The sequence below is a fragment of the Actinoplanes derwentensis genome (assembly GCF_900104725.1).
Classification (GTDB): domain Bacteria; phylum Actinomycetota; class Actinomycetes; order Mycobacteriales; family Micromonosporaceae; genus Actinoplanes; species Actinoplanes derwentensis.
In genome coordinates this window covers 8,666,958-8,680,986 of the sequence record NZ_LT629758.1, presented here as the reverse complement: position 1 = coordinate 8,680,986, position 14,029 = coordinate 8,666,958, and the positions used below count along the sequence as shown (strand labels likewise).

Sequence of the window (14,029 nt, the reverse complement as noted above, 5' to 3'; positions counted from 1 at the left end):
ACAAATGGTTTTTCACCAGGACCCCTGGTAACGTCCCGACACAGGTTGGAAACAGAAGGAGCGGGCGCTGAGCCAGGTAGAGAAGCTCATCGCGGACATCATGGGTTCGTCGATCCAGCTCGAGCACTTGTTCGCCGATGACAGGTCGGATCCGCTCTTCTCGTCACATCTGACGATGGCGCAACTCAAGATCATGCTGCTGCTGTCCCGGCACGGCACTCTCGCAGGCGGTGCACTGGCCCGGATGCTCGGGGTCGGTGCCGCAGCGCTCAGTGGCATGGTGGACCGTCTGGTCGTGCAGGATCTGGTCACGCGCGCGGAGGACATGAACGACCGGCGAGTGCGCCGCATCGGGCTCACCAAGGCTGGGACCGAAGTCATCGAGGGCATCATCACGGCAGGGGTGGCGAAACAGCGCGAAATCCTCAGCCGGCTCTCAGCCGACGAGTTGGCGATCGTGGCCCGGGCCATGGAACTCCTGGTCCGCGAAGCGGGGTGCCAGGCAGCCGAAGAGGCCGCAGCCAGTCTTGCAGACCAGGCGGCGGCCTCAGCGGAAACTCCGGAAAGCTAGGCCAGGTCGAGGGCCTTCGCCGCGAGCAGGGCGTCGTTCGCGATGACCGTCGGCGACGGGGCCGTGGAGATCGCCCACTCCGGGTCCTTCAGACCGTGCCCGGTCACCGTGCAGACCACCCGCGAACCGGCCGGGATCTGCCCCGCCGCCGCCTGCTGGAGCAGACCCGCCACACTGGCGGCGCTGCCCAGTTCCACGAACACACCCACTTCACGAGCCAGCAGCCGGTAGGCGTTGAGAATGTCCCGGTCGGTGACCGCCGAGATCAGGCCACCCGAGGCGTCCCGCGCGTCGAGCGCCTTGGTCCAGCTCGCCGGGTTGCCGATCCGGATCGCGGTGGCGATCGTCGACGGGTTCTCGACCACCTTGCCGCTCACGATCGGGGCGGCGCCGGAGGCCTGGAAACCGAACATCTTCGGCAGCCGCGTGCTGTTCCCGGCCGCCTTGTCCTCCTGGTAACCCATCCAGTAGGCGGAGATGTTGCCGGCGTTGCCGACCGGCAGGCAGTGGATGTCCGGGGCGTCACCGAGCGACTCGACGATCTCGAAGGCGGCCGTCTTCTGCCCGTGCAGGCGGAAGATGTTCACCGAGTTGACCAGCGAGACCGGGTAGTCCTGGGACAGCTTCGAGGCCAGCGCCAGGCAGTCGTCGAAGTTGCCGTCCACCTGGAGCAGGCGGGCACCGTGCACCAGCGCCTGCGCCAACTTGCCCAGCGCGATCTTGCCCTGTGGGACGAGGACCGCGCAGGTGATGCCGGCGCGGGCCGCGTACGCCGCCGCGGAGGCACTGGTGTTGCCGGTGGAGGCGCAGATGATCGCCTTCGCGCCGTCCTCGACCGCCTTGGAGACGGCCATCGTCATGCCCCGGTCCTTGAACGAACCGGTCGGGTTGGCCCCCTCCACCTTCAGGTAGACGTCGGCACCCGTGCGCTGGGACAACACCGGCGCCGGTACCAGCGGGGTGTTCCCCTCGTGCAACGAGATCACCGGGGTGGTGGCGGAGACCGGCAGACGGTCCCGGTACGCCTCGATCAAGCCCCGCCACATGGCCGTACTCCTTCGTTCATTCTTCGGGATTCGCGGGCCATTATTCAGGACGGCGTTCCCTCAACCCGCAGCACACTGGCGATGGATCGAACGATGTCCAGCTTCGACAGGGCTTCGACAGTGGCAGCCAGAGCAGCGTCCGGGGCACTATGCGTGACGATGACCAATTTCGCGTCATCCGCACGGCCCGACTGGCGGACGGTGGCGATGGAGACCTCGTGCTGGGCGAAGACCCCGGCGACGGTGGCCAGGACGCCCGGCTTCTCGGCCACGTCGAGGCTGATGTGGTACCTGGTCATCGACTCGCCGATCGGGCGGACCGTCAGCGAGGCGTAGTTGCTCTCGCTCGGTGCCCGGGTGCCGGTCAGCCGATTACGGGCCGCCGCGACGATGTCGCCGAGCACCGCGCTGGCGGTCGGACGGCCACCGGCGCCCCGGCCGTAGAACATCAGCGGGCCGGCCGCCTCGGTCTCCACGAACACCGCGTTGAAGGCGTCACCCACACTGGCCAGCGGGTGGCTCAACGGGATCATCGCCGGGTGCACCCGCACACTGACCGACTCGGCGGTGCGCTGCGCGATGCACAACAGCTTGATCGTGCAACCCATCTCCCGGGCGCTCGCCATGTCGCCGGCGGTCACCCCGGTCATGCCCTCACGGAACACGTCGGCGGCGGTGACCCGGGTGTGGAAGGCCAGCGAGGCGAGGATGGCGGCCTTGGCGGCGGCGTCGAAGCCCTCCACGTCGGCGGTGGGGTCGGCCTCCGCGTACCCCAACTCGGTCGCCTCTTCGAGGGCCTCGTTGAAGCCGGCGCCGGTGGACGCCATCGAGGAGAGGATGAAGTTGGTCGTCCCGTTCACGATGCCGGTGACCGCGGTCACCCGGTCGCCGTGCAGCGACTCACGCAGCGGGCGCAACAGCGGGATCGCGCCGGCCACCGAAGCCTCGTAGTAGAGGTCCGAGCCACCCTCGGCGGCGGCGTCGTGCAGCGCGCCACCGTCCTCGGCCAGCAGCGCCTTGTTCGCGGTGATCACGCTCTTGCCGGCGCGCAGGGCCTCGACCAGCCAGGTCCGGGCCGGCTCGATGCCGCCGACGACCTCGATGACCACGTCCACGTCGTCGCGCTTGACCAGGCCGAGCGCGTCGGTGGTGAACAACGACGCGTCGACCGGCAGGTCACCGCGCTCACGGCCGGGCCGTCGCACCGCGATGCCGACGAGTTCCAGCGGGGCACCGATCCGGGCGGTCAGATCGTCGGCCTGTTCGTGGAGCAGCCGAACCACTTCGGTACCGACGACTCCGCAGCCGAGGAGAGCTAGGCGGATCGACTTGACGGGGCTCATCCCACATCCAATGCAAGCAGGTCGTCCTCGGTCTCCCGCCGCACGATGACGCGCGCGGCGCCGTCGCGAACCGCCACCACCGGCGGCCGAGGAACGTGGTTGTAGTTGCTGGCCATGCTCCGGCAATAGGCACCGGTACCGGGGACCGCGATAAGATCTCCGGGCTGCACGTCGGCGGGCAGGAATTCATCCTTCACGACGATGTCCCCGGACTCACAATGTTTTCCCACCACTCGGGCGAGCATCGGCTCCGCGGTGCTCTGCCGGCTGGCCAGCGTGGCCGAGTAGGACGCGTCGTACAACGCGGTCCGGATGTTGTCGCTCATCCCGCCGTCCACACTCACGTAAGTGCGGATCCCGTCGACGTCCTTGACCGTCCCCACCTCGTAGAGGGTGAAGACCGAGGGCCCGACGATCGCCCGGCCCGGCTCGATCGAGAGCTTCGGCTTGCGCAGCGACGCCAGCTCGCACTCCGACTCGACGATCTTGTTGATCCGCTTGGCCAGATCGCCGGGCGTCGACGGGTCGTCCTGCGTGGTGTAAGCGATCCCGAACCCACCGCCCAGGTCCAGCTCCGGCAGCTCCACCCCGCGCGCGTCCCGGATCTGCGCCTGCAGCTCCAGGATCCGCCGGGCGGCCACCTCGAACCCGCTGGTGTCGAAGATCTGCGAGCCGATGTGCGAGTGCAGGCCACGCAGGTCGAGCACGTCCTCGTCGATGATCTGCGCGGCGGCCGCGAACGCCGCGCCGCCGGCCAGCGAGAAGCCGAACTTCTGGTCCTCGTGGGCGGTCGCGATGAACTCGTGGGTGTGCGCTTCGACACCCACAGTGACCCGGACCAGGACGCCGGGGCGCTTGTTCGACTGCTTCGACAACTCGGTCAGACGAGCGATCTCGTGGAACGAGTCCACCACGATGCGGCCGACCCCGGCGTCCAGCGCCCGGCGCAGCTCCGACTCCGACTTGTTGTTGCCGTGGAAGCCGATCCGCTCGGGCGGGAACCCGGCTGCCAGCGCCACCGCCAGCTCGCCACCGGAACAGACGTCGAGGAAGAGCCCCTCCTCGTCGACCACCCGGACCACGGCCTTGCAGAGGAACGACTTTCCGGCGTAGTAGACGTCGGCCTCGGCGAACGCGGCCGCGAAGTCCCGGCAGCGGGCCCGCAGATCCTCCTCGTCGAGCAGGTAGGCGGGTGTGCCGTAGTCGGCTTTCAGATCGGCGACGCTGACCCCGCCGATCTCCAGATCACCGGCGGCCGAACGGATCACGGTCCGCGGCCACAGCTGCGGCACGAGGGCGTTCACGTCCTCAGGGCTACGCAACCAGGTCGGCCCGCGATTACCGAGGTCACCGTGCAGGGCCCCGGCCTCGTGTGCGCGCATGGATTACATCCTCTCCGGAGCGGACACCCCGAGGAGGTCCAAACCGTTGGCCAGCACCGTACGAGTGGCCTCCATCAGCCACAGGCGGGGTGCCGCGTACTCGGAAACCGGCTCGTCGCCCTTCGGCAGCACCTGACAGGCGTCGTAGAACCGGTGGTAGTCGGTCGCCACCCGCTCCTCCAGGTACACCGCGATCCGGTGCGGCTCGCGCAGCTCAGCCGCGGTGGCGACCACCGCCGGGAAGTCGCCGAGCGTCTTCAGCAGGTTCCGCTCGCGCTCGTGGGAGAGCAGCGCGGGCTCGTAGCTCTCGCCGCGCTCGACTTTCTTGTCCTCGGCGTTCTTCAGCAGCGAACAGATCCGGGCGTGCGCGTACTGCACGTAGTGGACCGGGTTGTCGTTGGAGTGCTTGGTGATCTCCTCGAGGTCCAGCGTCAGCATCGAGTCGGTAGAGGACCGGGCCAGCGAATAACGAGCGGCGTCCACGCCGACCGCCTCGACCAGCTCGTCCAGCGTGATGATGTTGCCGGCCCGCTTGGACAGCCGCACCGGCTGACCGGCCCGGACCAGGTTGACCAGCTGGCCGATCAGGATCTCGATGTTCTTCTTCGGATCGTCACCGGCGCACGCGGCGATCGCCTTGAGCCGGCCGATGTAGCCGTGGTGGTCGGCGCCGAGCAGGTAGATGCAGCGGTCGAAGCCGCGCTCCCGCTTGTTGATGTAGTACGCCGCGTCGGCCGCGAAGTAGGTCTTCTCACCGTTCGACCGGATCAGCACCCGGTCCTTGTCATCGGTGAAGTCGGTGGTGCGCAGCCAGATCGCGCCACCGTCCTCGAAGATGTGCCCCTGCTTGCGCAGCTCCTCGATGGCGTGCTCGACCGCGCCGCCGTTGTGCAGCGTCTGCTCGGAGAACCAGACGTCGAAGTGCACCCCGAACCGGTTCAGGCTCTCCCGGATCTCGGTGAGCATCAGCTCGTACCCCCGGGCCATGAAGACCGGGAGGGCCGCCTCGGCCGGCTGACCCGCCAGACCTGGCTCCACGCTGAGAATCTGCTGTGCAATGTCGGAGATGTAGGCGCCGCCGTAGCCGTCCTCCGGCGCCGGCTGACCGTTCGCCGCCGCGAACAGCGAACGGGCGAACTTGTCCATCTGGACACCCGCGTCATTGACGTAGTACTCGCTGGTCACCTCGGCGCCGGCGGCGCTCAGCACCCGGCGCAGCGAGTCGCCGACCGCGGCCCAGCGGGTATGTCCCAGGTGGATCGGGCCGGTCGGGTTCGCCGAGACGAACTCCAGGTTCACCCGCTCCCCGGCCAGGGCGGTGTTCCGCCCGTACGCCGCACCGGCCACCAGCACCAGACCGGCGAACGCGCCGAGCGCGGCGTTCTCCAGCCGGATGTTCAGGAAGCCCGGGCCGGCGATCTCCACGGCCGCGATCTCGTCCCGTCGGCCCAGCTCATCGGCGAGAGCCGAGGCGAGTTCACGCGGCGCGACACCCGCCCTCTTGGCCACCTGCATGGCCAGGTTCGATGCGTAGTCGCCGTGCTCGGGATTACGCGGCCGCTCCACCGTCGTCGTGGCGGGTAGCAGCGCGACGTCGAGCCCGCGCGTCTCGAAAACGGCACGAGCGGCTGAGAGAACGGTGTCAGCAAGGTTGGCGGGAGTCACCCAGCCATGCTATCGGGGGTAGACTTCGGCGTTCGGCGGCCACCCGAGCCCCGCCCCTTCCCGTTTTGACGAATCGACGAGGCACGATGAGCATGAGCACCCCGGGGCCTGAACGGGTCCCGTCCACCGTCAAGGTCGACAAGACCACCGGTCAGGGTAAGCCCCCGGCGGCCAAGCCCGCTGGCGGACGGCCAGGTGGCCCGAACCGTCCCGGCGGAAAGAACGGCGGTGGCAAGAAGGGCCGCAAGCCGGTCACCCCGGTCAAGGTGGCGGGCGGGCGCAACTGGGGCCCGATCGCCGTCGCCGGTGTCGTGGTCCTCATCGCGGTCGGCATCATCAGCTGGGGTGTCATCGCCTCCGTCCAGTCGGACAAGCAGACGGCCACCCCCTGGGAGGACCGGGCGAAAGCCATCCAGGGCATCGTCGGCTACCGCGACAACCCGGACAAGACGCTCACCGCGCAGGAGCACAAGGCCGGGGTCATCACGTACAAGATGAACCCGCCGGTCGGTGGCGAGCACAACGCCAAGTGGCAGAACTGCATGGGTGACGTCTACGACGCGCCGATCGCCAACGAGCACGCCGTGCACAGCCTGGAACACGGCGCGGTCTGGGTGACCTACAAGCCCGACCTGGCCGCTGACCAGGTCGAAGCGCTAGCCACCGAGGTGAAGGCCAAGTCCTTCACCATGCTGAGCCCGTACCCGAACCAGACCAGCAACATCTCGCTCCAGGCGTGGGGCTACCAGCTCGCGGTGGACTCGGCCACGGACCCCCGCATCGACGAGTTCATCCGGGCACTGAGCCAGAACGCCTCGATGGAGCCGGGCATCCCCTGCTCCGGTGGTGTGTCTCAGACGGGGACCGTCCCGGTCAGCTGACAGTAGGGATCTCTGGACCATGCCCACGACCCAGTCGGACGCCGCCGTCGCGGACGGCACCGTCCCCGCCGCCGAACCACCGAAACCGCGCATCCCCAGCCTGGTGACTCACGTCGTCCTGGCCGCGGTCACCCTCCTGGTGGGCTTCGGGATCGGGCTGCTGGTCCCCCAGCAGCCCGACTACCCCGGTGACACCTCACCCGAGGCCGGTTTCATCCGAGACATGTCCCTGCACCACGCGCAGGCCGTCGACATGGGCCTGATCGCGTACTCGAAGGCCAGCCTGTCCGACGTCCGCACCCTCGGGATGGACATCGCGCTCACCCAGCACGGCCAGGTCAACATCATGCAGACCTGGCTGAAGCAGTGGGGCCTGGACCCGAACGGCAGCCAGCAGCTGATGGCCTGGATGCCCGGCGGCACGGCGTCACTTCAGGACGGCCTGATGCCCGGCATGGCCACGCCACAGCAGATGGAGGAGTTGCGCCAGGCTCAGGGCAAACAGGTGGACATTCTCTTCCTGACCCTGATGCGCCAGCACCACCTGGGCGGAATCCACATGGCGCAGGAGGTCGTGAAACTGTCGAAGAACGACGACGTGACAGCGATCGCGCAGACCATGGCGAAGACGCAGCAATACGAGATCAGTGCGATGACCGACCTACTGGAACAAGCACAGGCCTCTTGAGTTTGCAAAAGAATGGGGCTCCGGGAACCGATCGGTTCCCGGAGCCCCATTCTTTTGCGACTTAGTTGCGCACCGAGATCGCCGGGCTGTCCACGGTCATGTGCAGCGCCTTGGTGGACGTGTAGATCCGCACCCGGGTCTTCACCGTCTTGGTGGAGATCGGCAGCGTCGCCAGGCCGATGTAGGTGCAGCACTTACGTCCGGTGCTGGTGATGCGGACGTAGCCGCCGAGGTTACGCTCGGCATTGTTCACGATGAACGACGAACGGTAGTAGTAGACGCTCGAATCCGGCGTCCGGTTGATGTAGAAGTCGCCTCGGGTCGAGTTGCCGTCGTCACCGTGATTGACACACACCTGAACGGTGGGGTTCGACGCGGCACTGCAACCACCGGCTGCGAAAGCGGGTGACGCCGTGGCCACCGCGACTCCAGTGGAAGCGATTACCGCGGCACCGACGTAGCTCAGGATCTTCTTCTTCATCGTCAAGCCTCCCCGTAACAAATCACGCTTTTGCCCCCGTAGCTCCAGCTGCCATTGATCATAGGCATATGTCGCTGCTTCGATTTTGCGTATCTAGGCACAGAGATTGACTGTCAGCGCACACTCGGCAACCAGCCGGTCACTCGGCGGAAATCGTGCGGCGATAGGCGGCCGGCGTGATGCCGTACGCCCCACGGAACAGCCGGTTCGCGTGGGCGGAGCTACGAAGACCCCAGTCCCGGGCGACGTCCTGGACCGATTTGTTCCTGCTCAGCGGGTTCAGCAACTCCCGGCGCCACCCCTCCAGCCGGCGCTCCCGGATCCAGCTCGACACGGTCAACCCGTTCTTCTGGAACAGTTTGTGAAGCTGCCGAACCGAAATATGGTGGGCCTCCGCCAGCGAAGTCGGCGTCAGCTCGGCATCGGCCAGGTTGGTTTCGGCGAACTGCTGGATACGCTGCAGCTCCGCATCGTCCGCCGGCTGCTCGTCCTGCTCGGTCAGAACAGCAGTCACCAGATCCAGCACGACTCCGGACAGCCGAACCCGGGCTGAACCGTCGATTCTCGGCGACTCCTCCAGAAATCCGCGCAACACGTCCAGAAGAATCCGCCCGGTGCCGGAACGGCCGGAGAAGTGCGCCGCCCGGCCACCGGGCAGAAGAATCCGTGGAATCTGCACGGTCAGCCAGTCGGCTTGAATCCTCCCATCGGCACCGACTCGGCAGGTGAGCGGAAGCGAGTCGTCGAAGAGGGCCATATCAGCCGGCAGGAGGGATCGGGTACCCATTCCCTGCATCAATTCCACCCTCCCTTCGATCAGCCAGAAGAAGCTGTAGGAGGCCTCACCGATCTGTTCACCCGACATTTCAGCGCTGATGACGCCGCCGGACTGACAACGGGTGCGGAACAAACGTAGGGCACCACAATCCGGAACATCCACTGCGGAATTATTCTCGGAGATGTCGTGCGATGACAGGTATTCGTGCATTGCAGTCAAGAATCGCCCCCCGGCGCAATACAAGACTCGGGCGCGGATCTACCCCACCCGCGGACATATACCTCTTTCACAGATGTTACCGAAATCTGGCAAAATATAACATCGATATAGTTAGTGGCAGCAATGCAAGGTGACTGAGGTTACGACCGCTGAACACCCCCGCCGGACCGGCCGCCCGAGGCCCCGCCCCGGGCTCGCGACCCACCGCCGAACCCGTTGGCGGGGCCTCGGAGAGACCTGCTAGGGTTCTAACCACTGAGCCCCCGTAGCTCAGGGGATAGAGCGTCGCCCTCCGGAGGCGAAAGCGCAGGTTCGAATCCTGCCGGGGGCACGATTGGGATTGGGCACCTGTGTCCGCGGAAAGCGCGGACCGGTGCCCATCGTGCTTTTCTCCCCTGAGGCCCGAGCCTCAGACTCCACGCCGTGGGGCTGCGCCCCCGGACCCCGCACGATCGTTGCGGTTGCGGTGGGTGATTCGGTTCGGCTTACTTCACCTGCTCCCGTACGGCCTGAACCCTCCACACCGCCCCGGCTGCTCCACGTCTGGCGGGACCGGCATGGCGCGAATCGCGGCGGCCTTCCCGCGTCCTAAAGCGGGAAGAAGTAGCTACAGATCAGTACTAGGTGTGTAGATTCCCCCCCCATCCTTAAGGGGAGGATTCCAGACGGCGACGCCCTTCGAGGACTCCACGTCACACTCACGTACTCGCGAGCGCGTCAGGGTGGGCCGCCGAAGCGATGGATCTACCCGCTGCGCGATGACGGGTCTATTGAGGTCATCAGCCGTGAGCTGTTCCGCCGAACGGATACCGCGGCGATCTCGCCGATCCAGACCTGTCGGACATCACCCGACGGGCTCCCTGGCCGCGCCGTGCCTGACCAGCGCATGCCCGGCACGGACCGAGTCGGCCCAAGCCCAGACCCCACGCCGGAGATGCTCCATCGGGCCGGTCGTGGAGACCTTGCTTAAGGACACTATGCTGGCCATTAAGTCGTATAGTGGTTATGTTACTGACCCTTAAGATGAAGGTGTGGTCATGCCTCGGCCCTCCGTACGAGTGAGCGCGGCCGCCAAGAGCATCGGTGAGCAGTTCGTGGCCTGGCGGAAGCTGCAAGGACTCACTGCTCTGCAGGTGTCCGAGAGAGCTGGGATATCGCGGACGACCCTGCGCCGGGTAGAGACCGGGGACACCGGAGTCGGGGTGCAGGCTTTGCTGAGCGTGGCCAGAGCCCTGGGTGTGCTGGATGCCCTCGTGAAAGCGACGGATCCCTATGAGACCGACCTCGGCCGCGCGCGCGCCGACGAGACGCTGCCGAAGCGGGTGCGTCAGTGAGCCGGCTCCGCACCTACGTCGAGCTCGCCGGACGAACCGTGGCCGCCGGCGATGCCCACTTCAACTTTCGCAGGGGCCGGCTGACGGCAACCTTCTCCTACGAGCGCGACTACCTCGCGCTGCCCGGCGCCTATGCCGTCGATCCCGCCCTCGGCCTGGCAACGGGAGCCTGGCCCCTGCCGCAAGGACTCCCAGGAGCCTTCAGCGACGCGGCCCCCGACCGCTGGGGCCGAAACCTGATCGCCAAACGCCTTCGCGCCGAGGCGGTAGTAGAGGGTCGGGCCATGCCGACCCTGGACGACCGGGACTACCTGCTCGGCGTCAGTGATGAGACTCGGCAGGGGGCGCTGCGCTTCAAGACAGACGCCGATGACGTGTTCCAGCACCCTTCGCCGGATGTACCGAAGCTGATCGCGCTGCCCACGCTGCTCCATGCCGCCAACGCTGTGGCCCGCGACGAGCCCGACAACCTGGACGCCATCAAGACGCTCTTGGACGCCGGGACAGGCTCACTCGGTGGAGCACGCCCCAAGGCTTCGGTACGCGACGACAAACGCCTCATGATCGCGAAGTTTCCGCACCACTCCGACGGATGGAGCGTCATCGCGTGGGAGAAGACCGCTCTTGACCTAGCGGAAGCCGCAGGGATCCCCGTACCGGGAAGGCAGTTGGTCGGCATCGACGGTAGCCCGGTGCTGCTGCTCGACCGGTTCGACCGGGAGGGCCCGAACCGTATCGGGTACATCAGCTCGATGACGCTGCTGGAAGCACAGGACGGGCAACCCCGCGACTACACCGAGATCGCTGAGATTCTCCCCGAGAACAGTTCCTCAGCCGTTGAAGATCTCCGCCAGCTGTGGCGACGGATCGCGTTCTCCATAGCCATCCACAACACCGACGACCACCTTCGTAACCACGGATTCCTGCGCCGCGCTTCCGGCTGGCGGTTGGCTCCCGCTTTCGACGTCAACCCCAACCCGGAACTTGCGGCACAGCGGGTGACCAGCGTCGGCGGAGCGACCCGTCCGGCGGACGAGGTCAGCGCACTTCTCGTGTACGCGGAGAATTTCGGCCTGACGGATCAACAGGCGCGCACCATCCTCCGCGACGTGGCGGACGCCGCCGCGAACTGGGGTTCGATTGCCCGTCGCAACGGGATCGCGCAGGCAGAGATAGCCCGTTTCGAGCCGACCCTGAGCCACACCATCGATGCCGTACGCCTCAGCTGAGTTCGCGTTGGGCGGACCGGGTCAAAGGCCGGCGTGGAGCTTTTGTTTCAGAGCGTGGACTGCCGCCTCGTCGTTGAGTTCGGTGTATACGGCCAACGCCTGGGACCAGGCTTCGCGGGCGGCTTCGGGGTCGGCTGCCTCCTGGTGGGTGTCGCCTAGACGTTCCAGGGCCGCGCCCGTCAAAGGGGCGTCGCCGAGCCGGCGGAAGCCGTCGGCGGCGCGCCGATAGTGGTCGATGGCCTCCGCGTGTCGACGGAGCTGCCGGTAGGCGTAGCCGAGACTGTCCAAGGTGAACGCGATGCTCTCCTGGCTGCCCAGTGCGACATTGATGGCGAGCGCCTCCTGGCAGAAGCCCAGCGCCGCGACATGGTCGCCCAGCAGCGTGCGGAACCAGCCGACCGTGTTGAGGGATCGGGCTATCCCCCGGTCGCTCCGCCCCTCCGGCAGTGTCTCGCCGGACCGGTAGGCGGTGAGGGCGTGTTCGGCGTGTTCGAGTGCCTCTTCCAGATCGCCCTGATGTTCGGCGAGCATCGACAGGTCGAGGTGCACATCTCCCTCGCCGGCCAGTTCGCCGGCGTCCCGGTAGCGGCGCAGAGCCTCCCGGGCGTGGGCGAACGCCTCGTCGGGGCGGCCGAGGCGGCGGTAGGCCTCGCCGAGCCGGCGGTGCGTGTAGGCGGGCGCGCCGGGGATGTCCAGCTGCTCGGCCGCGGTGACGGCAGCCCGCCAGGTGGTCACCTGATCCTGCGGGTGTGACTGCCGGTAGTGGAAGGTGTCCAGGCCCCAGGCGAGCTGCCACGTGTAGGCGTGCATGTTCGCGGCGGCGGCGTGTGCCGCGGCCGCGAGCAGGTTGGCGTGTTCGGTGGCCAGCCAGGCCATGGCTGCCTGCTGGCCGGCGATCGGCTCGGGCGTGACACCGGGTGGCAGCTGCCCGAGTGGCACGGCCATGGGTTTCAGGTTGGGGTGCAGGAGCCGGTTGGCCGTACAGACGGCGTGCACGTAGTGGGCCAGGACGCGGACGACCGCGGCGTCGGCTTCGTCCGGCGAGACCAGTTCCGCGGCGTACGTGCGCAGCAGGTCGTGTTGGGTGTAGCGACCGGGCAGGCGTTCGGTGGCGAGGTTCGCCCGGGTGAGCTGGGACAGCAGCCGGCGTGTCTCGGCCACCGGCGCACCGGCCAGGGCCGCGGCCCCGAAGGTGGACAGGTCGGCGCCGGGCTGCACGCCCAGCAACCGGAACAGGCGGGCCGCCGGTGGGGTGAGAGTGGCGTACGACCAGGAGAAGATGGCCCGTACGTCGCTGAGGGGATCGCCGGCGTCCAGCACGTTGAGGCGGTGGCCGGCCTCGTTCAGGTCGGCGGCGAGCGCGGCCAGCGGGAATCCGGACTGCTGGGCCCGGGCCGCGGCGATACTCAACGCGAGCGGCAATCCCGCGCAAGCTTCGACGATGTCCGGTAGAGCGCCGGGTTCGGCGGTGACCCGTTCGTCGCCGAGCCGCTCGTTCAGCAGGTCGCGGGACTCCTCGGGGCTCAGGACCCCGAGCTGGAGCGGGTGCGCGCCGTCGGTGGCGATCAAACCGGTGAGCTGGTTGCGGCTGGTGATCAGGACCAGGGCGGACGAGGTGCCGGGCAGCAGGGGCCGGACCTGCTCCGCGTCGCGGGCGTTGTCGAGCACTACCAGGAAGCGCCGGCCGGCGAGCAGGTTCCGGTATCGGCCGGCCTGGGCGTCGGGACCGGCCGGGATCTGATCGGGTGGTACACCCAGGGCGTCCAGGAACCCGCGGATGGCGTCGGCCGGATCCATGATCCGGCCGGAGGGGTCGAATCCGCGCAGGTTGACGTAGAGCTGACCGTCGGGGAACTGCTCGGCGACCCGATGAGCCCAGTGCACCGCGAGGGACGTCTTCCCGACTCCGGCCATCCCGGACAGTGCCGAGATCACGGCCACGGCCGGTCGTCCGCCGGCGCCGTCGAGCAGGGTGTCCAGTCTGGTCAGTTCCTCGGCGCGGCCGGTGAAGGGGTGCACGTCCGGCGGCAGCTGGGACGCGACCCGAGGAGCCGCCGTGGTGGGCGCTCCGTCGGCCCCCTGGCAGAACTCGTCCCGCTCGGCGCCGGTCAATCCGAAAGCGTCCGCGAGAAGGCGCACCGTGACCGGTCGGGGCTGGCTGATCCGGCCGGCTTCCACCTTACCGATCGTGCTGATGCTGATGCCGATCCGCGCGGCGAGGTCCTCCTGCGACAGACCGAGCCGCCGCCGGTGGGCCCGCACGGCGAGCCCGAACGCCGATCCTGGTGTCACCCCGAGATAGTACGGGTGAGTTACCGGTGAAGTCTCTGGTGGGCCGACCGAAGGATTGCCAAGGTGGAAGCTGATCCCGATGGTTGTTCCCGCAGGCCGAACGGGGGGCCGTGAAGACTC

Annotated in this window: 12 protein-coding genes and 1 tRNA gene; 6 read left to right on the top strand and 7 right to left on the bottom strand. The window is 67.6% G+C overall.

Translation table 11 applies throughout. The features are described from left to right. The first annotated feature begins 100 nt into the window (after positions 1 to 100). Positions 101 to 571, top strand: coding sequence for a MarR family winged helix-turn-helix transcriptional regulator (locus tag BLU81_RS38805; RefSeq protein ID WP_092553062.1), 471 nt, complete (start codon positions 101 to 103; stop codon positions 569 to 571). Here BLU81_RS38805 and thrC read toward each other — a convergent pair. Genes thrC through argS form a run of 4 tightly spaced genes read right to left on the bottom strand, consistent with a single transcriptional unit; the run spans position 568 to position 6,007 of the window. After that, positions 568 to 1,617: a threonine synthase gene (gene thrC / locus BLU81_RS38800; protein ID WP_092553059.1), complete on the bottom strand. Its 1,050-nt coding sequence runs from the start codon at positions 1,615 to 1,617 to the stop codon at positions 568 to 570. The genes BLU81_RS38805 and thrC overlap by 4 nt on opposite strands. 44 nt (positions 1,618 to 1,661) lie before the next feature. Next, complete coding sequence (locus BLU81_RS38795; protein ID WP_092553056.1) at positions 1,662 to 2,960, bottom strand: homoserine dehydrogenase; 1,299 nt, start codon at positions 2,958 to 2,960, stop codon at positions 1,662 to 1,664. Continuing rightward, on the bottom strand, positions 2,957 to 4,342 hold the full coding sequence (lysA, locus tag BLU81_RS38790; RefSeq protein WP_092553053.1) for a diaminopimelate decarboxylase: 1,386 nt from the start codon (positions 4,340 to 4,342) through the stop codon (positions 2,957 to 2,959). The genes BLU81_RS38795 and lysA overlap by 4 nt, the downstream gene beginning before the upstream one ends. 3 nt (positions 4,343 to 4,345) lie before the next feature. Further along, the gene (gene argS, locus BLU81_RS38785; RefSeq protein ID WP_092553050.1) at positions 4,346 to 6,007 is read right to left on the bottom strand and encodes an arginine--tRNA ligase; all 1,662 of its coding nucleotides are present in this window, start codon (positions 6,005 to 6,007) and stop codon (positions 4,346 to 4,348) included. Positions 6,008 to 6,093: 86 nt separating this feature from the next. Here argS and BLU81_RS38780 point away from each other — a divergent pair, with 86 nt between their 5' ends. Together BLU81_RS38780 and BLU81_RS38775 are read left to right on the top strand one after the other, a co-directional pair. Beyond that, positions 6,094 to 6,888 (top strand): DUF3105 domain-containing protein, encoded by a 795-nt coding sequence (locus BLU81_RS38780; protein WP_092553047.1) that lies wholly within the window; start codon positions 6,094 to 6,096, stop codon positions 6,886 to 6,888. 19 nt (positions 6,889 to 6,907) lie between these two features. Next, entirely contained in the window at positions 6,908 to 7,576 is a 669-nt protein-coding gene (locus tag BLU81_RS38775; RefSeq protein ID WP_092553044.1) for a DUF305 domain-containing protein, read from the top strand. Positions 7,577 to 7,637: 61 nt separating this feature from the next. On the opposite strand, the gene BLU81_RS38770 is transcribed toward BLU81_RS38775, so the two are convergent. Beyond that, positions 7,638 to 8,057 carry a hypothetical protein gene (locus BLU81_RS38770; protein WP_092553041.1) on the bottom strand — a complete coding sequence of 140 codons (420 nt, stop codon included), beginning with the start codon at positions 8,055 to 8,057 and terminating at the stop codon, positions 7,638 to 7,640. A 139-nt stretch (positions 8,058 to 8,196) separates the two neighbouring features. Continuing rightward, positions 8,197 to 9,045, bottom strand: coding sequence for an AraC family transcriptional regulator (locus BLU81_RS38765; RefSeq protein WP_092553038.1), 849 nt, complete (start codon positions 9,043 to 9,045; stop codon positions 8,197 to 8,199). Positions 9,046 to 9,313: 268 nt separating this feature from the next. Between BLU81_RS38765 and BLU81_RS38760 the strand changes: the two genes are divergently transcribed. From BLU81_RS38760 to BLU81_RS38750, 3 genes are all read left to right on the top strand, one after another. Beyond that, positions 9,314 to 9,385, top strand: a tRNA-Arg gene (locus BLU81_RS38760). A 706-nt stretch (positions 9,386 to 10,091) separates the two neighbouring features. Beyond that, positions 10,092 to 10,388: a helix-turn-helix domain-containing protein gene (locus BLU81_RS38755; RefSeq protein WP_092558268.1), complete on the top strand. Its 297-nt coding sequence runs from the start codon at positions 10,092 to 10,094 to the stop codon at positions 10,386 to 10,388. Next, the gene (locus BLU81_RS38750; RefSeq protein WP_092553035.1) at positions 10,385 to 11,617 is read left to right on the top strand and encodes a type II toxin-antitoxin system HipA family toxin; all 1,233 of its coding nucleotides are present in this window, start codon (positions 10,385 to 10,387) and stop codon (positions 11,615 to 11,617) included. Before BLU81_RS38755 ends, BLU81_RS38750 begins: the two co-directional genes overlap by 4 nt. Before the next feature lie 21 nt (positions 11,618 to 11,638). On the opposite strand, the gene BLU81_RS38745 is transcribed toward BLU81_RS38750, so the two are convergent. After that, on the bottom strand, positions 11,639 to 13,909 hold the full coding sequence (locus BLU81_RS38745) for an ATP-binding protein (protein ID WP_172890706.1): 2,271 nt from the start codon (positions 13,907 to 13,909) through the stop codon (positions 11,639 to 11,641). Between the last annotated feature and the right edge of the window lie 120 nt (positions 13,910 to 14,029).

Bases quoted from the DNA above. Each gene is read 5' to 3' on its own strand.
- lysA (WP_092553053.1), bottom strand. From the start codon at position 4,342: ATGCGCGCACACGAGGCCGGGGCCCTGCACGGTGACCTCGGTAATCGC.
- BLU81_RS38780 (WP_092553047.1), top strand. From the start codon at position 6,094: ATGAGCATGAGCACCCCGGGGCCTGAACGGGTCCCGTCCACCGTCAAG.
- BLU81_RS38770 (WP_092553041.1), bottom strand. From the start codon at position 8,057: ATGAAGAAGAAGATCCTGAGCTACGTCGGTGCCGCGGTAATCGCTTCC.
- BLU81_RS38795 (WP_092553056.1), bottom strand. From the start codon at position 2,960: ATGAGCCCCGTCAAGTCGATCCGCCTAGCTCTCCTCGGCTGCGGAGTC.
- BLU81_RS38765 (WP_092553038.1), bottom strand. From the start codon at position 9,045: ATGCACGAATACCTGTCATCGCACGACATCTCCGAGAATAATTCCGCA.
- BLU81_RS38755 (WP_092558268.1), top strand. From the start codon at position 10,092: ATGCCTCGGCCCTCCGTACGAGTGAGCGCGGCCGCCAAGAGCATCGGT.
- thrC (WP_092553059.1), bottom strand. From the start codon at position 1,617: ATGTGGCGGGGCTTGATCGAGGCGTACCGGGACCGTCTGCCGGTCTCC.
- BLU81_RS38805 (WP_092553062.1), top strand. From the start codon at position 101: ATGGGTTCGTCGATCCAGCTCGAGCACTTGTTCGCCGATGACAGGTCG.
- BLU81_RS38775 (WP_092553044.1), top strand. From the start codon at position 6,908: ATGCCCACGACCCAGTCGGACGCCGCCGTCGCGGACGGCACCGTCCCC.